Genomic DNA, 21,011 nt, shown 5'->3' with positions numbered 1-21,011 from the left:
TGGCGTCGGCCTTCCTGGGCGCGGCGCTGGCGACCGGTTTCGCCCGCTGGGAGCACCGGGTCCAGCACCCCATGCTGGACCCGGAGTTCTTCCGTGACCCACGGTTCGTCGGCGCGGTCACCGGGGTGCTCCTCATCACCTTCGGCAGCGCGGGAGTGCTCTTCCTGCTCACCCAGCAGCTGCAGTTCGTCCGCGGCTACAGCGCCCTGGAAGCCGGTCTGCGGATGGCGCCTTTCGCGCTCAGCGTGGTGCTGCTCAACTTCACCGGCCTGGCCGCCCGGCTGCTCGCCCGCCTCGGCCGCCCGCTCGCCATCGCGGTCGGGATGGGCCTGCTGGCCGTCGGCTTCGGCGTAGTCGCCGTCTTCACCACGGCGGGCTACGGCGTGCTGCTGACAGGCCTGCTGCTGATGGGCGCCGGCTGCGCGTTGGCCAACCCGGCTGTCGTGGAGTCAGTGCTCGCCGCCATCCCACCGCAGAAGGCGGGCTCGGGTGCCGGGATCGACGGCGCGATGGCCGAGGTCGGCTCCAGCCTCGGCGTCGCCGTCCTGGGCGCCGTGCTGAACGCCCGCTTCGCCGCTCTGCTCCCTCCCGCCCTGGCCGGTGCCGAGTCACTCCCGGACGCACTGGCCGCCGCACCGGGCGAAGCGGACCGGGCGGCGGGGGTGCACGCCTTCGCCCGGGCCACCGAGACCGCGCAACTAGCCGGCGCGGCAACCGTGCTGGTCGGCGGCTGCCTTGCCGCCCTGCTGCTGCGCCGTGCCGACCGGTCCGATGACGGCGCGGGGGCCGGGCACCCGGACCGGGCAGCGCGGCTGGCTCAGACGCGCCAGTAGCCGGGCGCCCGCCCCCGCTCCTTCGGCAGACCCCACTCCTTGCGGGCGCGGCTCGGGCAGGGGCGTCAGCGGGAGGGCAGCGGCTGCTCCGTCCAGATGACCTTGCCGTTCGGTGTGTAGCGGGTGCCCCAGCGCTGCGCGAGCTGGGCGACCAGGAACAGCCCCCGGCCGCCCTCGTCGGTGGTGCGGGCCCGGCGCAGTCGCGGAGAGGCGTTGGCGCCGTCCGACACCTCGCAGATCAGCGCCCGGTCCCGGAGCAGACGAAGCTGGACGGGCGGACCGCCGTACCGGATCGCGTTGGTGACCAGCTCGCTGGCCATCAGCTCGGTAGTGAACTGGAGCTCTTGCAGGCCCCATTCCGCCAGCCGCGCGGTGACGTCCGCGCGGACCCGGGACACGACGGCCGGGTCGGCGGGCACGTCCCAGGCGGCCACGTGGTCGGCGTTCAGGACACGGGTGCGGGCGACGAGCATGGCCACGTCGTCGGCGGGGTCGGGGGTCAGCAGGGCTTCCAGCGCCTCACAGGTCTGCTCGGGTGTCCGGCCCGGCCGGGCGAGGGTGTGCCGCAGCCGCTCGATGCCGCGGTCGACGTCCCGGTCGCCCAGGTGGTCGATCAGCCCGTCGGTGTAGAGGACCAGCAGGCTGCCCTCGGGGACCTCGATCTCGGTGGTCTCGAAGGGCAGGCCGCCCAGGCCGAGCGGCGGTCCCGCGGGCAGGTCGGGTATCTCGACCGTGCCGTCGGGGTGCACCAGGGCGGGCGGCGGGTGACCGGCGCGCCCCAGGGTGCAGCGGCGCGTGATGGGGTCGTAGACCGCGTACAGGCAGCTCGCGCCGATGATGCCGGCGCCGCCGTTCGCCGCCTCCGGCTGGTCGAGGTCGAGGCGGTTGACGAGATCGTCCAGGTGGGTCAGGACCTCCTCGACGGGCAGGTCGAGGGCGGAGAAGTTGTGCACCGCGGTGCGCAGCCGGCCCATAGTGGCGGCGGCGTGCAGACCGTGCCCGACGACGTCCCCGACGACGAGGGCGACCCGGGCCCCGGACAACGGGATGACGTCGAACCAGTCGCCTCCCACCCCGGACTGCGCAGGCAGGTAGCGGTGGGCCGCCTCCACGGCGTGCTGCGCGGGCAGGCCGCGCGGGAGCAGGCTGCGCTGGAGGGCGAGCGCGGTGGCGTGCTCGCGGGTGAAGCGGCGGGCGTTGTCGATGCACACCGCCGCGCGCCCCACCAGCTCCTCGGCCAGGGAGAGGTCGTCCTCCTCGAAGGGCTCCTGGGCGGTGGAGCGGTAGAAGCTGACGACGCCCAGCACGGTGCCGCGGGCCAGCATGGGCACGGTGATCAGCGAATGGACCCCGGCGTCCAGGATCCGCCTGCCGCGCACGGGGTCCTGGGCCATCCACCCGGATGCCTCGGCCAGTGCCGATTCCAGCACCGGCTCGCCGCTCGCGAGGGAGCGCGCCTGAGGGGTCGAGGGGGCGAAGACGACGAGGTCGCCGGCCGTGTAGAGGTGAGAGGCGTCGTGGGCGCCCGCGATGGCCGCCCGGCGGAGCGCTCCGTCCACCCGGATCGGCTCCTCGCCGCGGGCCACGGAGTCCGGGAGGTCGACCGCTGCGAAATCCGCGAACAGGGGGACGACCACGTCGGTCAGCTCCTCGGCGGTCCGGACCACGTCCAGAGTGGTGCCGACCCGGACGCCGGCCTCGCACACCAGCCCGAGACGCTGCCGGGCTCGCAGCGCGAGCCGCCCGATCCCGGGTTCACCGACGGCGAGCAGCCAGCGGTCGGTGGGCGCGGTCGGCACGTCGGGGACGGCGGGCGTGCGGGGGGCGGCCGCGGGGACGTCGGCGGCCGGGGCGTCGGCGGTGCGGGTGTGGGCCGTAGGGGCCTTCGGGGTGGCCGCCAGGGCACCGGGTGCCGCCGCGGGCGCCTTGGGATCAGCCGCGGGGACGTGGGGGGCGCCGGGGGCGGAGGGTGTGGCCGCGGGTGGGTGGTGCGCGGTGGCGACGGCCTGCTCGGTGGTGCGTGACACTCGGCCGGGGGCCGGCCGGCCGTCGTGGCCGTCGTGGACGAGGGCGATCTCGACGGTGAAGCCGGCGACGCCGGACGGGCTCTCCACCGGCCTGCTCAGGAGTGCGGCCGTACGGCCACGGGTGAGCGGCACCTCCAGCAGGGTGCTGTGCCCCGAGGAGATCAGCTCGGTCGCGCACTCCTCCAGGATGAGCCGGTCGTGGCGGTCGAGCAGATCGCCGGCCGGGTCGTTCGTCCACGGTGCGCCCCTGGCCGCCAAGCGCTGCTTCTCCCGGAACGCCTCCAGCAGGAGGCGTTCCCGGGAGGTGACGCGGTCGAGCAGCCGCTGCTCGATGTCCTTGGCGGCGCCGAGCGCGACGGTCATCATGGCCGGATCGGCGTAACGGTCCAGGCAGGTCAGGTCGAGAACGCCGAGGGCCCGCCCGCTGAGGGGATCGCGGACGGGCGCGGCGGCGCACGCCAGCCCGCGCATGGCATCCGCGTAGTGCTCACGGCCGCGCACAAAGGCGGGCCGCCGGTTCGCCAGCGCGGTGCCGATGCCGTTTGTGCCGGTGATCTCCTCCGGGACGGCGAAACCGGGAGTGAGCCGCAGCGCGTCGAGGTACCGGTTCATCGCCGGGTCGCCGACCCGGCGATGCAGCAACCGGGCCTGGTCGTCGCTGAGGAGCACGGTTGCCCGCATGCCCGAGAGCTCGGACTCCAGCCGGTCGAGCACGGGCCCGGCCGCCTCGGAGAGCCTGCCGCCGAACTCCAGGTCCTCGAAGAAGGGCACCTCGACGTGGTCGGCCGTGATGCCCAGGGAACGGCAGCGCAGCCACGATGCCAGGATCGGACTCCGGACAGCCCCGGTCACCGGCCTTCCGGCCAGTAACCGCTCATGGGCTTCCGAGAGAGCGGTGGTGTCGTACCACTCGACCGTCACACGACTCACTTCCCTTGAGACGCGGCCGCGATCCCGAGCTCCGTGTCACGCGAAAGCGGATGAACAGGTACCGTCCGTCCTTCCCGCTGCGGTCCGGGCGGCCGCACATGGCGGGTCGTACGCAGGGAAGGGCGGGCTGGGTGGCAGGCCGTACGGGCGGAGGGCGCCGGCGGGTGGCGAGGCCGTACGCGCGGGAGGGGGCCGCGCCTACGTGCTGGTGGTCGCGCGTGACGGCAAGGCCGCCCAGCGGCGGATAACCCCGTTGGACCGTGGACACCGAGCATACTGGTCCTACCGGGCACGGGGGCCCTGTCGGGAAAACACCCGACACTCTCGGCACGGTCATCGCGCGTCGCGCTAAGGAGTCGGCGGGCAAGGGGCTGTCCGGCCGCACCCGGCACCGTGACACCTGGCTCAAGACCGCCCTGTTCATGGCCGGTGCGACCGCCGTCCGCAGCAAGCGCACCTACCTCGGGGCCCAGTACCGAGGACTCGTTCCCCGTCGCGGCGTCAAGCGTGCCGCCGTGGCCGTCGGCCACTCGATCCGGGCGTTCATCCCTCCGGGGTGCTTCTCCCAACTGTCTTGCCTCCCATGTCACAGGCGGCCGGGCTGTCTCGTCTCAGGTCTCGGAGACAGACTTGGGACCAGGAAGGTGACGGTCATGCGGGTTTTCGTGGCGGGCGGAGCCGGGGTCCTGGGGCGGCGGCTGGTGCCGCAGCTCGTGGCTCGTGGCCACCAGGTGACGGCCACGACGACGAGCGCGGCCAAGCTCGGCTTGGTGGAGCAACTGGGCGCGGACGGCGTCGTGATGGACGGACTGGACGAGGCGGCCGTCCATGAGGCGGTGGCGGCCGCCCGGCCGGACGTGATCGCGCACCGACGCTGCGAGCGCCACCGTCCTGGCCGTGGAGCAGAAGGCGAGGGGGGTGTTCAACATCGTCGATGACGAACCGGCCCCGGAGAGCGAGTGGCTGCCCTGTTTGGCGGCGTGCGCGGGGGCGAAGCGGCCGGTGCGGGTCCCCAGGTGGCTGGCTCGGCTGCTGGCCGGGGATGTGGTGGTGACGATGATGACCGAGGGGCGCGGCTTCTCCAACGCCAAGGCCAGGCGGGAGCTCGGCTGGGAGCTGCGCTATCCGTCGTGGCGGCAGGGCTTCAAGGAGGGGCTGGCGTGACCGTGGTCGAGGAGTTCGAACAGCTGCGGCCGCTGCTGTTCTCGATCGCCTACCGGTTCCTGGGCAGCGTGAGCGAGGCCGAGGACGCGGTCCAGGAGACCTGGCTGCGCTACGAGCTCTCCCCGACCCGGCCCGCGTCGGCCAGGGCGTTCCTCTCGGCCGTGGTCACCCGGGTCTCGATCGACGTGCTGCGCTCGGCCCGCCTGCGACGGGAGGAGTACGTCGGGCCGTGGTTCCCCGAGCCACTGCTCACCGACCCCTACGAGGACCCGGAGCGCTCGGTGGAGCTGGCCGACTCGCTGTCGATGGCGTCCCTGTTGCTGCTGGAGCGGCTCAGCCCGCTGGAGCGGGCGGTCTTCGTGCTGCGGGAGGTGTTCGGGTTCGGCTTCCCGGAGATCGCCTCGGCGGTGGGGAGGTCGCAGGCGGCGTGCCGCCAGCTCGCGGTGCGGGCGCGCCGCCACATGGACGAGGGCCGGCCCCGGTTCGAGGCCGACCGGAGGCAGCGCGAGGAGCTCGCCGCGCGGTTCTTCGACGCCTTCCGGGAGGGGAACTTCGACGGGCTGCGGGAACTGCTCGCCGCCGACGTCCAGATGGTCGCGGACAGCGGCGGCAAGGCTCCGCACTGGGCCAGGGGCTTCTTCGGCGCCGACCATGTGTCCCGGGTGCTCGTCGCCCTCCTCCCGCCGTTCGTCCGGATCGGGGGCGTCGTGGAGCCGCACCAGGTGAACGGCCAGCCGGGCGCGATTTTCCGCGACCGGGGCGGCAAGGTCGTCAACACCTGGGCACTCGACATCCTCGACGGGCGGATCCAGACGATCCGCACGGTGCTCAACCCCGACAAGCTCGGGCATGTGGGCCCCGTGGCGGACGCCTGGACGGTCCTGCGCGAAACGCAGCGGGCTCGCCGGGACGCGGACTGACCGGAAGAGTCAGGATGCGAACCTGTGCACACGGCTCCGGAGGTCCGCGGTGGTGATCGCAGGTCTGCGGCCGTTGCGGGAACGCCGCCCGGCGCTCCGTCACAGAGGCGGCGCGGACCGGACCGGTGCCGGGGGGTGAGCCGATGCCGGGCGCCTGCTGCCGGGGATGGGGGAGCGTTCGCCTTGTTCCGGCGCGGTGCTCTGCTCTCGCCGGCTCAGCGCGCGGAGCAGGGCGCGGGCCACCGCGTCGTTCTCGCGGAAGGCGGGGGCGTTGGTGCGGGGGCGGGCGAAGGCGGCGACGGCGCGGGCGTTGGTGGGGGCGCCGAGGGCGATGCGGCGGGGGTGGGGGCCACCGATGGTGGGGTCGATGACGTGGCTGTCCCCGGGGGTGATGGCGAGCAGACCGGAGCGGTGGGTGTGGGTGGGGTCGGTGATGACTTCCTCCGCGAGGGCGCCGGCGTGGTGCAGGCGGCGCAGGAGCGGGTCCTCGGTGCGTTCCAGGGAGGGCCGGGGCAGGTATGCCTCAATCAGCGCGGTGGCGTGGACGGTGTGTCCGGGGACGGTGGGGCTGGTCGCGGTGAAGGTGCCGGTGATCTCGTCCGTACCGACCCGGAGGTCCGCGCCGAGGAAGCGGACGATGCCTGCCCGGGACAGGGCGAGCAGCTGGCGCAGCCGGAAGCCGGGCGGGCCGGAGGCGAGGAAGCTGAAGAAGCCGAGCCACCAGCCGTCGAGTTGTTCGGCGACGGAGCGGGCGGTCAGTCGGCCGGCGGCGACGAGGGCGGGCAGCTGTCCGTAGACGGAGAGCAGGGCGAGGAAGGCGCCGAGGTCGGCGCTGCGGGCGGGGTCCTCGCGGTGGGTGACGTCCGTGGCGATGTGGTTGCGCAGGTGGTGCTGGAAGGCATCGGGCGTCGCGAAGACGAGGTCCGAGAGCGGGTGGTCGAGGGCTTCGAAGTCGAGCCGATCCGTGGGGTCGGGCACGGCAGCGGTGATGAGGGCGGCCATGTCGTCGGAGTACCAGCCGAGGCGGTCGTAGGCGGTGAGGAAGTCCGCCCAGGGCAGGGCGGTGCGCTCGGGATGGGCGTGGAACACTTCGTGGTAGTGGCCGAAGCCGATCTCCTTGGCCATCAGTGGCCACACGTCGCGGCGCAGGTCGAGGGGGCGGCCCTCGGCGAGGAGCGTGTCGACGGCTTCGGGGCCGAAGTGGCGCGGCAGCGGTGGGCGTGGGCCCTGGAGTCGGTAGCCGGTCTTGGAGTGGTACGGCACGCCGCGCCGTGACCCGACATGGATGACGGGTTCGCGGCCGGACGGAAGGTAGGTGAGGGTGCCGTCGGGCTCGGTGCGGTAGCTGCCGCCACGTCCCTCGGTGAGCAGCACCATCAGGTCGATGAAGGCCAGCCCGAAGCCGCGCAGGATGACGTCTTCGCCGGGTTGCAGGCCCGACAGGTCGGCGTCGGAGGAGAACTCGGGCGGTAGGTGGAAGCGGCCGTGGCGGCGGGCGAAGGCGGCGCGGTCGCGGTGCTCGGCGTCGGGGACGGAGCCCAGATGGCCTTGGGCGAGGACGACCAGGTCGGCGGTGAGCGGGGCGGCGCGGTCGGCCAGGTGCACGCACTGTGGCCCGTCCTGGGGGCCGGTGACCGAGGTCGCGGTGGTGCGGTGCCACTCGACGGTGATGTGCGGGGGCAGTTGGGTCAGCGCTTTGCGGAACACCCAGTCCAGATAGGCGCTCTGGGCTCGGCGGGAGGGGAAGTCGGCTGGTTCCAGGGCGCGCAGTTCGGCGAGGACGTCGGGGTCGGCGGGTTCGGCGTACGGGGCGAAGCCGGGGCCCCGGCCGGAGAACTGGGCCGCCCACTGGGCCAGCGAGGGGCCGGGCCGTACTGGGCCGTCCATCTCCGAGGTCTCGTCGGTGAACATGGTGACGTCCTGGGCCATGGAGTTCATCCGCAGCAGCGGCGACTGTGCGTGCCGCCAGATCCTTCCCGGGCCGGGCGGGTGCGGGTCCACCAGATGGATGTGCAGCTCCCGGCCCTCGTCCCACAGCTCGGGAGCGTTGGCGGCGATCCGCTCCAGCAGGCCCGTGGCGCGCGGGCCCGCGCCGACGAGCACCAGGACGGCCGGGGCGGCCCCGCTCAACGGTCGCCGCCGATCGCGGGGCGGGCGTCGGCGGCGGTCACGGCCCGAAGCCGGGCCCGCGGGACGGCCAGGTGGACCCGGAGCCGTTGCAGCGGGGTGGGCGGCAAGGCACGGGCGGCGCCGCGCGCGTAGTACCGCTCGACGTAGAACTGTCCCGCGCTGAGCACGGTGGTGACGGCGACGTACCAGAGGGTGGCGACCGTCAGCAGCGCGTCCCACTGGAAAGCGCGGTTGCGGACAACGGAGTTGACCACCATCGCGAAGACCAGCAGCGCGGCGGCAGCGGTCAGCCGGCGGCCGACGTGCCGGCGCGGCACGATCGGCGGTGGGTCGTCCGGGCCGGGGACGCCGGTTCCCGGCCGCTCGGCGGCCTGGACGGACACGGCGTCGGGGGCGGTGGCGTCGGAAGAAGTGACCATCGGGAGGCTCTCCGGGAGGGAGTCGCGGGCGTGGGCAACCACCCGGTGGCACGCGTACGCGGTTACGGTGCGGTGGCCGGGTTTCGACGTCATCACATGCGCCGCGTCCCTCAACGCGGCCGGACGGGCTGCCGCGCGCGGCGGAGCCCGGTCCGGTATCGATCGTATGTGCCCGTGGCGTGGCTCTGTCAACAAGGCCTGGGAGATCGGTCAGTGCCGGTCCGGCATCCGGGCAGTGGTTGACGGAACACCGGATGTGCTGCTCAATGGTCCGCATGAATACCGAGCAGCGTCTTGTCACGCGCGGCCACATCGACTTCTGTCGTGTGTGGTCCGCGGCGTGTTGCGCCTGACTCGGCAGCGGGCTGTCTGACCGGCCCTTCCCTCCCTCGGTGACCCCGTCGCGGGCCGAGTTCTCCCTTCGCGTCACCGTCGTACACGGGCACTGACCCACAGACGAACGGTCTGCGGGCACGGACGCGCTGCCGCCGCCCCCGCCCGACGCCCCCGGCGTCATCACGCCTGCTCCGACGCGCCTTCCGCACCGCCCTCCTCGCCGTCACGCGCGGCCGTACCGGGGGCCGCTCCGCCTTGCCCGCGTGCGGCCCACCGCCCTTACGAAAGGTCACTTCCCATGCCCGTGGAGTTCCTCGACATCGCCGCGACCAACGAAGGCTCGGAGACAACCCGCGCTCCGGCGCCGCGGCGGCCGAGGCCCCAGGTCGCCTTCGGCGGCTCCTCAGCGGCGCACGGATGACCTCCGCACCCGGCGTACCCGAACTGACGGTCGTTGAGGTCCCGGTCTCCGACCCGCGCGTGGAGCCGCTGCTGCGCGAACTCGGCGACGAGTACTCGGCCCGCTACGGCAAGGACGCCCACGCCGAACTCGCCCGCTACCCCGACGAGGAGTTCACCGCGCCCCACGGCGGCGTGCTGCTCCTGCTGCTGGAGCGCGGCGAGCCGGTCGCGGGCGGCGCCTTCCGCCAGTACGACGAGACCACGGTCGAGCTGAAGCGGATCTGGACGCATTCCGCCCACCGCCGGCGCGGCCTCGCCCGCCGGGTCGTCGACGAGCTGGAACGGGAGGCGGGTGCCCGCGGCTACCGGCGGATCTACCTGACCACCGGGCCGCGCCAGCCCGAAGCCCGCGCCCTCTACCTGGCCACCGGCTACAGACCGCTGTTCGACACGGCGGCCGATCCCGAAACCATCGGCCCCCTGAACTTCGAGAAGCACCTCGCAGCCGACACCACCGACGCACGTACCGGAAAGGCACCCGCCCAGTGAACCTCCCCGGCATCAGACCCCGCCTGCGTCTCGCAGCCGCCGTCGCGTTACTGCCCTTGCCGGCACTGACCGCCTGCGGCTCCCGCGGCGCCGACGTGACCACGGCGGCCGGCGCCCAGGCATCTGCCGCGCCGACCGACGACCCGGTCGCCGCCGTGCGGAAGGTGGACTCCGCCGCCCTGCTGCCCGCCGGCGTACGCAAGTCGGGCACCCTGCGGGTCGGCAGCGCCGTCGGACTCCTCAACGAGCTGATCGAGGACGGCACGTACGCCCGGATCCCCAAGAAGTGGGGCACCACCGCCTCCGCGATCGACGCGTCGCGGATCAACCCGCCCGCGCACGAGTAAGCAGGAACACGACGATGGGACTCACCACCGATTCCGCGCCGCCCGGCGCGGCCCCGCCGGACACCGGCCCCGAAGACCCGGGCCCGGACCCGGCCCGCGACGATCCCGCCTCGCTCAAGATCGTCCCCGCACGTCACTACGCACGGTGGGCGGCGGCCGTCGCCGTGACCGTGCTGGCCGCCCAGTTCGTGCGCGGACTGGCCACCAACCCGGTCTGGGAGTGGGGCGTCTTCCGCGACTACGTCCTGTCCGAGACGATCGTCCAGGCAGTGGGGGTGACCCTGCAACTCACCGCCTACGCGACCGTGCTGGGCTTCCTGCTCGGCACGCTGCTGGCTTTCATGCGGCTGTCGCAGAGTCCGGTGCTCCAGACCGTGGCCTGGTCCTACATCTGGATCTTCCGGTCGATTCCGATGATCGTCCAGCTGGTGTTCTGGTTCAATCTGAGCGCCCTGTACGAGGAGCTGGGCGTCGGTGTCCCCTTCGGCCCGGTGTTCTGGTCCGTCGACAGCAACAGTCTGATCGGCACCATCGGAGCCGCCCTGATCGGGCTGTCGCTGCACCAGGCCGCGTACGCCGCCGAGATCGTCCGTGGCGGAGTCATCTCGGTCGACCACGGTCAGCTGGAGGCCGCCGCCGCGCTGGGCATCCCCCGGCTGCGGCAGATCCGGCGGATCGTGCTCCCGCAGGCCATGCGCGCCATCCTGCCCACGGCCGGCAACGAGATCATCGGCCTGCTCAAGGGCACCTCGGTGGTCTATGTGATGGCGATCGGCGAGCTCTTCTACCAGGTGCAGGTGATCTACGGCCGCAACGGCCGGGTGATCCCGCTGCTGCTGGTCGCCACCGCCTGGTACGTGTTCCTGACCTCCGTGCTGTCGATCGCGCAGTACTACGTGGAGCGCCGCTTCGCCCGGGGAGCCAACCGCACCCCGCCGCCCACCCCGCTCCAGCGCGCCCGGCGCCTCGTGCGCCACCTGCGGGCGGCGGCAGCGCAGCGCAACCAGCCCGTCGTACCCCTGGGAGGCAGCCGATGAGCGACGTGATGGTGGACGTCCGCGGCGTCCACAAGAGCTTCGGCCCGCTGGAGGTGCTGCGCGGTGTGGACCTCCAGGTCCGCCAGGGCGAGGTCACCGTGATCCTCGGCCCGTCCGGCTCCGGGAAGTCCACACTGCTGCGCACCATCAACCACCTGGAAAAGGTGAACCGCGGCTGGATCAGCATCGACGGCGAGTTGATCGGCTACCGCCGGTCCGGCGGCAAGCTGCACGAGCTGAAGGAGAAGGACGTTCTGAAGCAGCGCACCCATATCGGATTCGTCTTCCAGAACTTCAACCTCTTCCCGCACCTGACCGTGCTGGAGAACCTCGTCGAGGCCCCGGTCTCCGCGCTGCGCCGTCCGCGCAAGGGCGCGGTGGAGGCGGCCGGACGACTCCTTGAGCGGGTCGGCCTCGCCGACAGGACCGGCGCCTACCCGCGGCAGTTGTCCGGCGGCCAGCAGCAGCGCGTGGCCATCGCCCGCGCGCTCGCCCTCGAACCCAAGGTGCTGCTCTTCGACGAGCCCACCTCGGCGCTCGACCCGGAACTGGTCGGCGAGGTCCTCGATGTGATCAAGGACCTGGCCCGGACCGGAACCACCATGATCGTCGTGACCCATGAGATCGGCTTCGCCCGCGAGGTGGCCGACACCGTGGTGTTCATGGACGGCGGTGTCGTCGTGGAGCAGGGCCCGCCCGCGGCAGTACTGGACGACCCGCAGCACGAGCGCACCCGCGCCTTTCTCTCCAAGGTCCTGTGACCAGCCCTCACCTGCCTCACCCCTCGCCCCCCGTTCCGCACACAAGGAGAACCACCGTGTCCACCCACCTCGCCCGTCGTACCGCCGCATCAGCGCTCGGACTCGCCGCAGCCCTCGTCCTCACCGCTTGCAGCAACCCCTCGGACGGCGGCACGACCGAGGTCGCGGCCACGACCGGAGCCCGGACGAAGATCAACCTGAGCCCGGACCAGAAGCGCATCACGACCGACAAGGTCGACTCCATAGCGGCCAAGGTGCCCGCTGAGATCCGCAAGAGAGGCACCCTGGAAATCGTCGACTCCTCCGGGTCCTCGGCGCCGCTGACCTTCTACGCCAACGACAACAAGACCATCATCGGCGTCGAGCCCGACATCGCCTATCTGGTGGCCGATGTCCTCGGCCTCACACCGCACATCAACACGGTCTCCTGGGAGAACATCTTCATCGGCCTGGACAGCGGCAAGTACGACGTCGGCTTCAGCAACATCACCGACACCGAGGAGCGCAAGGAGAAGTACGACTTCGCCGCCTACCGCAAGGACGACCTGGCCTTCGAGGCGAAGAAGGGCAGCGGCCTGAAGGTCACCGGGCCCGAGGACGTGGCGGGCAAGACCGTCGCCGTGGACACCGGCACCAACCAGGAGAAGCTGCTGGTGGAGTGGAGCAAGGAGAACGAGGAAGCCGGCCGCGAGCCGGTGGACATCAAGTACTACCAGAACGTGAGCGACACCAACCTGGCAGTCGCCTCGGGCCGGATCGACCTCTACCTCGGCCCCAACCCGACCGCCGCCTACCGCGTCGCCACGGCGGGGAAGACCGAGATCGTCGGCACCTACTCCGGCGCCGGCGCCACCCTCCAGGGGCTCATCGCGGCCACCACCAAGAAGGACAACGGCCTGGTCGAGCCGCTCGCCGACGCGCTCAACGAGGTCATCGAGAACGGCACCTACGCACAGGTGCTGAAGCGCTGGGGCCTGTCCAACGAGGCCGTGACGAAGTCGGAGATCAACCCGCCCGGACTGCCCAAGACGAACAAGTAGCCGTCCCGGGGCGCGGAGGCCGTACGCTTCCGCGCCCCGTTCCTTCGTACAGGACACCCCTTCACACTCGCCGGTGTCGCCGCCCACTGCACGGCCGTCCTCCTGGCAGCACCCTGACCGGGTCTGACGCTCGGCAGACGGCGGGCCACGGCTGCCCGTGGTGTTGAGCACGCCGGGCACCGCGGACGGCCACGCCCCTGAAGTGCGGCCACCGTGCTGCTCCAGGCCGAGCTCGCCTTGAGGGTGTCATTCACGGGCTCGGTGAGCTGATGGGCTTTCAGCAGGCCTTCGCCGGGCCTGGCCTTCTCGAGCTGAACGACGGCCGCAGCAAGGTGACCCGGGTGGCGACCCGGTCGTCGCGAACAACCGGGACCGGATGCCCGGCGGCACACCGGCGCGTGCGGTGCCAGCCGACCGAAGGCCCTGAGCCACCGGGCGGTCGTGACATCGGGTGGCGGACCGTGGTCGGCCGTGGTCAGATTCCAGGAGGAGCCAGCCGGGTGTACGGGACGCCTGCGGTGGTGCCGCCCGGCGTGGCCACGGTGACGCTGACCGTCCCCGCGGCGCCGGGCGGGACGGTGGCGGTCAGGTGACTGTCCGAGACGACGGTGAAGGCGGCCGACACCGTTCCGAACAGCACCGAGGTGGCGCCGGTCAGGTTCGTCCCGGTCAGGGTCACGGTGGTGCCGCCGCTCGCGGCGCCCTGGTTCGGCGTCACTGTAGCGAGGGCCGGAGCGGCCAGGTACGCGTACGCGACGGCGTTACTCGTACCGCCGGGTGTGACGACGGTGACGGCGACGGACCCGGCGGGAGCGGCGGGAGCGACCGCGTTGATCTGGACGGCGGAGACGATGGTGAAGGTCGCCGCGGTGGCGCCGAAGCGAACCGCGGTGGCCGCGAGGAGGTTGGAGCCGGTCAAGGTCACGGTGGTGCCGCCGGCCGTGGGCCCGGCGCCGGGGGACCCGCCGGTGAGCGCCGGTGGGGCGAGGTAGTAGTAGAAGACGTCGCCGAGCGTGGTGCCGCCCGGCGTGGTGACGGTGACGGCCACCGCCCCGGCAGCGGCGGCGGGAGGGACCGCGGTGATCTGGGTTGCCGACAGCACCGTGAACGACGTCGAGGGTGAGCTGCCGAAGCCGACCGCGCCGGCTCCGGTGAGATCGGTCCCGCTCAGGATGACGCTGTTCCCACCGGACAGGGGTCCCTGGCTCGGTGCCACCGCGCTGAGGGCCGGAGCGGAGACATACGTGTAGGGGACGCCCGCGCTGGTGCCACCGGGAGTGGTGATCGTGACGTTGACCGCTCCGGCGGCACCGGCGGGGGCGGTCGCGGTGACCTGGGTCGGTGATACGAGGGCGAAGGCGGCGGGGGCCGCTCCGAAGCGGACCGTCGTGGCGCCGCCGAAGGCGCTGCCCGTCAAGGTGACGGTGTTGCCGCCCGCCACCGGCCCCTGGCTCGGTGCCACCGTGCTGATGACCGGGGTGGCGGTCGTGTAGGTGAAGCCGATGCCGTTGCTGGTGCCGCCGGTGGTGGTGACGACGATCTGCACGGTTCCCGAACCGGCCGGCGCGACCGCGGTGATCCTGGTCGAGGAGACCACGGTGAACGACGTCGCGGGCACGCCCCCGAAGGTGACCGCCGTCACGCCGGTGAAACCGCTGCCGGTGAGGGTGACTGTGGTTCCGGCGAGCCCCGAGGCGGGACTGCTGACGTTGATCACGGGGGCGACCTGGGGCGCCAGCGGTCGCCCGGCGGTGGACGGTGAACTGTGGTGGGTCTCCACGGCTGTTCTCCTGGGGGAGGGTTCCTGTGCCTGGGCTCGGCCGACCGAACCGCCTCCTGGGCGGCGGTGGTCGGTACCGGGTGATGGGTCCGCCCGGCCGGGAGCGTCGAGCCACCGGCCGGGCGGACAGTCGTGCGTAGTGTGCGCGTCGGGGTGCCGGGCGTGGATCAGATGCCGGGGCCCGCCGCATAGGTGAAGGCACCCGTGCCCGTGGCGGTGCCCGCGGGGTTGGTGACGGTGACGTCGACCGCGCCGGCGGTTCCGGGCGGGGTGACGGCGGACACCGTGGTCGCGTTGATGACCGAGAACGGTGCCGGTGCTCCGTCGAAGGCGACCTGTTCGGTGCTGCCCAGGTTGGTGCCGGTGATGGTCACCGCGGTGCCGCCGGACGTCGGGCCGGAGGTCGGCGAGATCGCACCGAAGGTGGGGACGTCGATGTAGGTGTACGACAGGCCGTTGTTGGTGCCTCCGGCGGTGGTCACGCTGACCCCCACCGGCCCGGCCGCAGCGCCTGCGGGCACCACGACGGTGATCTGGCTGTCCGACACCACGGTCGGGGTGGCGGAGTTGGCACCGAAGGACACGCTGGTGGCCGTGGACAGCCCCGTACCGCTGACGGTGACGGTGTTGCCGCCGGCGGTGGGTCCCGCGGTGTTGCTCAGGCCGGACTTGAACGGTGCGCCGACGTAGAAGAACGGCGTCGGGTTGCTGGTTCCGCCGGGGGTGGTCACGGTCACGCCGACCGTGCCGGAGCCGGACGGAGAGACCGCGGTGACCTGGGTGGGCGAGACGTTGGTGACGCCGGTGGCCGGCTTGGAGCCGAAGAGCACCGCGGTGGTGCCGGTGAGGTTCGTGCCGGTGATGGTGACGGTGGTCCCGCCTCCGGTGGATCCCTGGTTCGGGCTGATGGGCATGATCGTCCTCCTGCTTGTACCGCGTGGTGGGAGCTGATGCTGTTTCCGGGTCCTCGTCGCGGACGGGGCGGGGCGCCATTGGTGCACAGGCCCGTCCCGGTGAGGAACAAGTCCCGCTCGGAGGTGCAGGCTTATGGCCCCCCGGCACTTCCTGAGGCAGCATCACGAGGGGGTATGAGAGGCGCTGACTCGCTTGCGGAGACAACGCGATACCGGATTTCCAGATTTCCTGGAATGACCACGGATGTAGTCGTGAGGGGTATCCGAACGTGCGCTCGATTGGCGTGTGCACCCGCCGATCGACGGCCGTGGAGGCCACGTCGGCCGGTGTCGGAAAGCAACACCGGCTGACGAATCCAGAAGACCCTCTACAGGGGTGCCCATCGCGACATAACGGCGTCAAACGCTGTCTGTGTCCGTGCAAGCAAGGACAGTCGGCGATCGGGTCGGTTGCCGCGCTCCCCCGGAGAGGGATGGGCGGCCCACCGGTTTGGATGGCTTCATTAATCCACCTGGCCGATTTGAAAGCAATCATTCTGACGGAGTGTCACCCATGTGGCGGAGCGCAGGTGTGAGGACGGCCACGTTTCGGCAGCCGGGGTGGTACACCGCTGCGCCCCTCGGGCTTCTGCGCCTCTCGCGCCCCCGGGTGCCCGCTGACCTGCTCGGCGGGCGCCCTGCACGCGTGGGCGATTCCAAAGCCGTGGTGATCACGGATGTGCGCCGGCCATCAGTTGGAGCCGGCTCGGCGGGCGAGGCATGCGCTGTGCCGACTGCGCCGAGTCCGAAGGCGTCCCGGGTCGCGGGCGCGTCAGCCTGGGCGAGACGGCCCGGCGCTGGATGATGGCGATATGTGGACCCGACCCGTACTCGTCTTTGATGGGGACTGCGCCTTCTGCACGACCTCGGTCGTGTTCGCCGAGCGGTGGCTCCGGCCCCGCTGCGATATCACCCCGTGGCAGCGCGCGGATCTGCCGTCACTGGGCGTCGACCAGCAGCGGGCCGAGTACGAGGTGCTGTGGGTCACCCCGGCCGGAGAGTTGTACGGCGGTGCGCAGGCCGTCGCGAAGCTGCTGCTCGGCTCCGGCGGAGGCTGGGCCGTCCTGGGCGGACTGCTCCGCCTGCCGCCCCTTCGCTGGGTCGCCCACGGGGTGTACCGCCTCGTCGCGAACAACCGCGAACGGATGCCGGGAGGCACGCCGGCGTGCGCGGTCCCCTCCGTCCGCTGACCTTTCCCGGGCATGTGCGAACTGATGCCGCTGCAGTTTTTCACAGGCTTGCACTGTGCTCCGCCCGGCGGGCCCGGCGGAGCACATGTGACGGTGCGCTGAAATTCAGTATTAAAGGCCGTTCGGTCCTCTCGGGTGATACCCCGGGCGCGGCGTGGAGGCTTCCTGGGTTTACTGCACCACACCTGCGACCAGGGTATATGTCAGTTATAAGAGGCCATTCGGCGGAACCTTCAGGGCGGTTCGCCCAATCGCTTGTTCACTCACATCATTGTGTTGCCTACTCTTGTGGCAATCTCTTTCCACGGGCTGTTGTCCTTCGCATGAATCGACAATCACAGCCTGTCGTTGGGAAGAGGGGATCGACGGATTGCAGTCCGCGGGTGGATTGCCCGACGGACTCACGCTTCCCCCGAAGAGAGTGAGCTCATCGATGAAATTCAATGCTCGGGGCTTGCCAGGTCGGCGTGCCCTGGCGACATCGATCGCGTCGGTCGTGATGATCGCCGGCGCTGCGGTGGTGATCACACCGACCCAGGCCGCCGCCATCGCGACGGCCGTTCCCCTCGGTACGGCCGGCAGTTTCGCGGTGCTGGCCGGCCAGTCGGTGACCAATACCGGGGCCTCCACGGTCACGGGTGACCTCGGCGTCAGTCCGGGTACGGCGATCAGCGGCTTCCCGCCCGGCCTGGTGAACGGGACCATTCACTCCGCCGACGCGGTTGCCCTCCAGGCCCAGACCGACCTGACCACGGCGTACAACAACGCCGCCGGACAGGCGCCGGACGCGAGTATCGCCGGGGACCTCGGCGGTCTGACCCTGGCGCCCGGCGTCTACAACACGCCGTCCTCCATCGGGCTCACCGGCACGCTCACCCTCGACGCCGCCGGCGACCCCAACGCGGTGTGGGTCTTCCAGATCGGCACGACGCTGACGACCGCGTCCGCCAGCCGGGTCCTGCTGGTCAACGGCGCCTCGCCCTGCAACGTCTTCTGGCAGATCGGCAGTTCGGCCACGCTCGGCACGAACACCACGTTCGTGGGCACCATCATGGCGCTGACCTCGACCGGTCTGAACACCGGCGCGTCGATCACCGGCCGCGCCCTGGCCCGCAATGGCTCCGTGACGCTGGACACGAACGCCATCACCCGGCCCTCGTGCGGTACCACCACCGGCGGTACGACCACCGGTAGTACCACAACCGGCACGACCACGGGCACCACGACCACCGGTACGACCACCGGCGGCCTGATCGGCGGCATCACCACCGGCGGCCTGATCGGCGGCAACTCGATCGCCGGCAACACGATCGGTGGCAACACGATCGGTGGTGGCAACACCGTCGGTGGCGGCAACACCGCGGGCAACACCGCGGGAAACACCGCGGGCAACACCGCGGGCAACACAGCGGGTAACACCGCGGGCAACACCGGAGGCGGCCAGGGCAAGCCGCAGCACCACGGGAAGCCGCAGCACCACGGGAAGCCGCAGCACGAGGCCAAGCCGCAGCACCACGGGAAGCCGCAGCACAAGCCCGGCAAGTCCCACAAGCCGAAGAAGGACTGCCCCCCGAAGAAGAAGGACCACAAGAAGCCGGTCAAGCAGTACTGACGCTGCGCCGTTCCGGCCCGGCGGGCGCATCGATGCGTTCGCCGGGCCGGGCCTCGTACGCCCGTCAGGCACAGGGAAGTTCAGCGGAAGAGTTGTGAGAGGAGGGCCGGGATGACAACGACTGGCCCAGGAGACGTACTGAGCGGGGGCGGTCCGGTGGGCGTGAAGGCGCCGGACGCCATCTTGCTCGGCAGCCCCGGCACCGCCCGTCCTGCACTGCCGAGACCGCAGGGGGACAGCCCGCCCGAAGGACCGGACAAGCTGTCGCGCCTGCCGCTTCCGCTGAGCGCCGCGACGAGAGGTATCGCGGTCCTGCTGGTGGGCGTATCCCTCCTGCACACGTTCCTCCTGTTCCTGCACGTGGCTCCCCCGAATCAGATCTCGCAGCGGTATGCCCGGCAGATCCAGAGCTGGGTCTACCCGCTCTTCGAACAGAACTGGCGCCTTTTCGCCCCCGAGCCGGAGTCGTCCGTCCCGCAGATCTCGGCGCGGACGGTCCGCACCTCCCCCGACGGCTCACAGCGGATCAGCGGCTGGTTCGATCTCACAGCGGTCGACAATGCCGGGGTCAGGCACAACCCCTTCCCGAGCCACATCACCCAGAACATGCTCCGCAGAGCATGGATCGGTTACCTCGAATCCCACGGCAACAGCGATGTGTCCTACTCGGACCGCGCGGTGATGTGGCAGGAATACCTGCGGAACATCGCTGTGGACCGTGTGGCCGCCGCCCGGCCAGGTGCGATCACCGGGGTCCAACTGCGCGTCCGTACAAGGCCGGTGGCCGGTTACGACGCCGCCGGCCACATCCGCCGGGTACCGCCCTCGGTGGTCGACACCCGCAATCTGCCCTGGTGGAAGGTGACCGCGCATGACCACTGACCGGACCGCGACTCCCGTGCCCGCCACGGGCGACGTCCCGCGAACGCGTGCCGCCGGCCCCGTACCGGCGGCACGCCCCCACTTCAGCGGCATGATCACCCTGCTCATCCGCCGCCCTGTCTCGCTCTACGCGGCCTCGGTGCTTCGCATCGGCTACGGCCTGTGCTACCTCGGATTCCTGCTGCGCGAACTCCCGCACCGGGACGAGATCTGGGGCCCGGACTCCCCGTGGACCCCGGCGCTCGCGACCCGACTGTTCGACCAGACCGGCTGGTTCAGCTTCCTCACGCTCTCCGACAGCATGGTCTACTTCGACCTCTGCTACGCGGCGGCCCTCGTCGTCTGCGCGCTGTTCCTGCTCGGCTGGCGGACCCGCGCGATGTCCGTGCTGTTCGCCCTGGTCGTGGTGTCGTTCCACGGGCGAGCGATCTTCATGACCGACGGGGGAGACAACTTGATCCTCCTGATGGCCCTCTACCTCACCGCGACCGCCTGCGGACGCCGCTGGTCGCTCGACGCGCGGCGAACCGCCCGCCGGGCCCGGGTCGGCCGCCCTGGCCGCTGGGCACTGTGGCGGGCGACCAGCGACCTGTGGACCCAGTTCGGCCTGGCCCGCGAGTCCCTGGCCACAGCTCTCCACAACTGCGGCATGTTCGTCATCGCCGCCCAGGTCTGTCTCCTGTACGGCTCCACGGGCCTGTACAAGGTGCAGGGCGGCTCGTGGCAGGGGGGAACCGCCCTGCATTACGTCGTCAACCTCGACCTTTTCCGGCCCTGGCCGGCCCTGTCCGCACTGGTAGACAGCTACCCGCTGCTCATCGCGGCGGTCGGCTACCTGACCGTGCTGATCCAAGTCGCCTTCCCGTTCGCCCTGTTCAGCCGCCTGAAGTACGTACTGCTCGTCATGCTCCTGGGCATGCACACCGGCATCGCGGTCCTCCTGGGGCTTCCGCTCTTCTCCGCCGCCATGATCGTCGCCGACGCCGCCTTCCTCCCGGACCGCTTCTACCGCGCGGCGGCACGCACCGCCCACCGCGCCCTCACCCGCCTCAAAAGCCGCGAGTCGATGACTTCCTCCCCGCGAGTTCCGGTGGTGCCGCCCCGGTCGGGAAACTCCGGTCTTCTCAGGTCGGATGATGACCCAGTGCTGCCCGTCGGGCCTCACGTACGCGGGTCGGAGCAGCAGGCGTAAGGGAACTCCGTGTCACGCCCCAGCACGGACTCCCTGACGGCACGGCTGCGTCGCCAGCGCATACTGCTCGCCGGGCGGGTCCGCTGGCGGGCGCTGCTGCCCGGTGCGGCCGCCAGCGGGTGGGGCGCGGCTGCTGCGGCGCAGCGTTGGCGACGCGGACTGCGCGGGTCGTCGGGAGACCGTCCGCTGTCCGCTGGGGTACGTCGCTCACTGCGGGTCCGGTCCCGGGGCCCCGGCCCCACTGCCGACAGCTTCACTGGACTGCCCGGCTGTCGCTGTCGCCGTCCACGCAGCGCAGTACAGCAGCAGCCTGGCCATGAAGTTGATCCACAGCGTGACGGCGACCGGCACAGCGAAGGCGCCGTACACGGTCTTCGTGGCGACGCCCTGCAGATAACCGGTCAGCAGCAGCTTGAGCAGCTCGAAGCCCACCGCCCCGATCAGGGCGGCGACGACGACCGCGCGCCGGCGGGGATGGACCTGCGCCAGGCGCGTGAGCACGTATGG

At 71.5% G+C, this 21,011-nt stretch carries 17 protein-coding genes and 2 pseudogenes; 13 read left to right on the top strand and 6 right to left on the bottom strand.

The genetic code is table 11. From position 1 onward, the window contains the following. Window positions 1–833: MFS transporter (locus tag VIW71_RS17315; RefSeq protein WP_331623215.1), on the top strand; the 833-nt coding region annotated here is incomplete at its 5' end. A gap of 65 nt (window positions 834–898) precedes the next feature. On the opposite strand, the gene VIW71_RS17310 is transcribed toward VIW71_RS17315, so the two are convergent. Beyond that, the gene (locus VIW71_RS17310) at window positions 899–3,781 is read right to left on the bottom strand and encodes a SpoIIE family protein phosphatase (RefSeq protein WP_331623214.1); all 2,883 of its coding nucleotides are present in this window, start codon (window positions 3,779–3,781) and stop codon (window positions 899–901) included. 662 nt (window positions 3,782–4,443) lie between these two features. Here VIW71_RS17310 and VIW71_RS26615 point away from each other — a divergent pair. The 3 genes from VIW71_RS26615 to VIW71_RS17300 are packed head-to-tail and all read left to right on the top strand — an operon-like array spanning window position 4,444 to window position 5,874. Next, on the top strand, window positions 4,444–4,728 hold the full coding sequence (locus VIW71_RS26615; protein WP_414720764.1) for an NAD-dependent epimerase/dehydratase family protein: 285 nt from the start codon (window positions 4,444–4,446) through the stop codon (window positions 4,726–4,728). Continuing rightward, the gene (locus VIW71_RS26610; protein WP_414720763.1) at window positions 4,709–4,954 is read left to right on the top strand and encodes a hypothetical protein; all 246 of its coding nucleotides are present in this window, start codon (window positions 4,709–4,711) and stop codon (window positions 4,952–4,954) included. Before VIW71_RS26615 ends, VIW71_RS26610 begins: the two co-directional genes overlap by 20 nt. Continuing rightward, window positions 4,951–5,874, top strand: a complete 924-nt coding sequence (locus VIW71_RS17300; protein ID WP_331623213.1) for an RNA polymerase sigma-70 factor — start codon at window positions 4,951–4,953, stop codon at window positions 5,872–5,874. The genes VIW71_RS26610 and VIW71_RS17300 overlap by 4 nt, the downstream gene beginning before the upstream one ends. A gap of 99 nt (window positions 5,875–5,973) precedes the next feature. Here VIW71_RS17300 and VIW71_RS17295 read toward each other — a convergent pair whose 3' ends face one another. Further along, on the bottom strand, window positions 5,974–8,004 hold the full coding sequence (locus VIW71_RS17295; protein WP_331623212.1) for an FAD/NAD(P)-binding protein: 2,031 nt from the start codon (window positions 8,002–8,004) through the stop codon (window positions 5,974–5,976). Next, a pseudogene (locus VIW71_RS26605) lies at window positions 8,001–8,219 on the bottom strand (amino acid ABC transporter permease); the annotation flags it as partial. The gene VIW71_RS17295 and the pseudogene VIW71_RS26605, both read right to left, overlap by 4 nt. A 957-nt stretch (window positions 8,220–9,176) precedes the next feature. Here VIW71_RS26605 and VIW71_RS17285 point away from each other — a divergent pair. The 5 genes from VIW71_RS17285 to VIW71_RS17265 are packed head-to-tail and all read left to right on the top strand — an operon-like array spanning window position 9,177 to window position 12,895. Continuing rightward, entirely contained in the window at window positions 9,177–9,710 is a 534-nt protein-coding gene (locus tag VIW71_RS17285; protein ID WP_331623210.1) for a GNAT family N-acetyltransferase, read from the top strand. Between the two features lie 56 nt (window positions 9,711–9,766). Further along, window positions 9,767–10,057, top strand: a complete 291-nt coding sequence (locus VIW71_RS26600; RefSeq protein ID WP_414720762.1) for a hypothetical protein — start codon at window positions 9,767–9,769, stop codon at window positions 10,055–10,057. A 14-nt stretch (window positions 10,058–10,071) separates the two neighbouring features. Continuing rightward, window positions 10,072–11,094: an amino acid ABC transporter permease gene (locus tag VIW71_RS17275; protein WP_331623209.1), complete on the top strand. Its 1,023-nt coding sequence runs from the start codon at window positions 10,072–10,074 to the stop codon at window positions 11,092–11,094. Further along, window positions 11,091–11,855: an amino acid ABC transporter ATP-binding protein gene (locus VIW71_RS17270; protein WP_331623208.1), complete on the top strand. Its 765-nt coding sequence runs from the start codon at window positions 11,091–11,093 to the stop codon at window positions 11,853–11,855. Before VIW71_RS17275 ends, VIW71_RS17270 begins: the two co-directional genes overlap by 4 nt. Before the next feature lie 56 nt (window positions 11,856–11,911). Further along, on the top strand, window positions 11,912–12,895 hold the full coding sequence (locus tag VIW71_RS17265; protein WP_331623207.1) for an ABC transporter substrate-binding protein: 984 nt from the start codon (window positions 11,912–11,914) through the stop codon (window positions 12,893–12,895). Window positions 12,896–13,370: 475 nt separating this feature from the next. Here the strand turns inward: VIW71_RS17265 and VIW71_RS17260 are convergent, their stop codons facing one another. Then, the gene (locus VIW71_RS17260; protein ID WP_331623206.1) at window positions 13,371–14,675 is read right to left on the bottom strand and encodes an IPT/TIG domain-containing protein; all 1,305 of its coding nucleotides are present in this window, start codon (window positions 14,673–14,675) and stop codon (window positions 13,371–13,373) included. A gap of 167 nt (window positions 14,676–14,842) precedes the next feature. Then, window positions 14,843–15,589, bottom strand: a complete 747-nt coding sequence (locus tag VIW71_RS17255) for an IPT/TIG domain-containing protein (protein WP_331623204.1) — start codon at window positions 15,587–15,589, stop codon at window positions 14,843–14,845. A gap of 851 nt (window positions 15,590–16,440) precedes the next feature. Between VIW71_RS17255 and VIW71_RS17250 the strand changes: the two genes are divergently transcribed. The 4 genes from VIW71_RS17250 to VIW71_RS17235 all read left to right on the top strand — a co-directional run bounded on the left by VIW71_RS17250 (window position 16,441) and on the right by VIW71_RS17235 (window position 20,504). Continuing rightward, window positions 16,441–16,818, top strand: a complete 378-nt coding sequence (locus VIW71_RS17250; protein ID WP_331623203.1) for a thiol-disulfide oxidoreductase DCC family protein — start codon at window positions 16,441–16,443, stop codon at window positions 16,816–16,818. A gap of 454 nt (window positions 16,819–17,272) precedes the next feature. Continuing rightward, the gene (locus VIW71_RS17245; protein ID WP_414720761.1) at window positions 17,273–18,430 is read left to right on the top strand and encodes an ice-binding family protein; all 1,158 of its coding nucleotides are present in this window, start codon (window positions 17,273–17,275) and stop codon (window positions 18,428–18,430) included. Window positions 18,431–18,541: 111 nt separating this feature from the next. After that, window positions 18,542–19,312, top strand: a complete 771-nt coding sequence (locus tag VIW71_RS17240; RefSeq protein ID WP_331623202.1) for a DUF5819 family protein — start codon at window positions 18,542–18,544, stop codon at window positions 19,310–19,312. 91 nt (window positions 19,313–19,403) lie between these two features. Next, a complete protein-coding gene (locus tag VIW71_RS17235; protein WP_331623216.1) occupies window positions 19,404–20,504 on the top strand; it encodes an HTTM domain-containing protein in 1,101 nt (366 codons plus the stop codon). Window positions 20,505–20,711: 207 nt separating this feature from the next. Here VIW71_RS17235 and VIW71_RS17230 read toward each other — a convergent pair. Continuing rightward, window positions 20,712–21,008: pseudogene (locus tag VIW71_RS17230) on the bottom strand (YhjD/YihY/BrkB family envelope integrity protein); the annotation flags it as partial. Window positions 21,009–21,011: the final 3 nt, after the last annotated feature.

The sequence above is a fragment of the Streptomyces sp. genome (assembly GCF_036524955.1).
Taxonomy (GTDB): domain Bacteria; phylum Actinomycetota; class Actinomycetes; order Streptomycetales; family Streptomycetaceae; genus Actinacidiphila.
The sequence above is the reverse complement of the archived record's forward strand: the minus strand, read 5'-3'. Positions and strand labels throughout refer to the sequence as shown.

Bases quoted from the DNA above. Each gene is read 5' to 3' on its own strand.
- VIW71_RS26615 (WP_414720764.1), top strand. From the start codon at position 4,444: ATGCGGGTTTTCGTGGCGGGCGGAGCCGGGGTCCTGGGGCGGCGGCTG.
- VIW71_RS17285 (WP_331623210.1), top strand. From the start codon at position 9,177: ATGACCTCCGCACCCGGCGTACCCGAACTGACGGTCGTTGAGGTCCCG.
- VIW71_RS17275 (WP_331623209.1), top strand. From the start codon at position 10,072: ATGGGACTCACCACCGATTCCGCGCCGCCCGGCGCGGCCCCGCCGGAC.
- VIW71_RS17270 (WP_331623208.1), top strand. From the start codon at position 11,091: ATGAGCGACGTGATGGTGGACGTCCGCGGCGTCCACAAGAGCTTCGGC.
- VIW71_RS17255 (WP_331623204.1), bottom strand. From the start codon at position 15,589: ATGCCCATCAGCCCGAACCAGGGATCCACCGGAGGCGGGACCACCGTC.
- VIW71_RS17250 (WP_331623203.1), top strand. From the start codon at position 16,441: ATGTGGACCCGACCCGTACTCGTCTTTGATGGGGACTGCGCCTTCTGC.
- VIW71_RS17240 (WP_331623202.1), top strand. From the start codon at position 18,542: ATGACAACGACTGGCCCAGGAGACGTACTGAGCGGGGGCGGTCCGGTG.
- VIW71_RS17235 (WP_331623216.1), top strand. From the start codon at position 19,404: ATGATCACCCTGCTCATCCGCCGCCCTGTCTCGCTCTACGCGGCCTCG.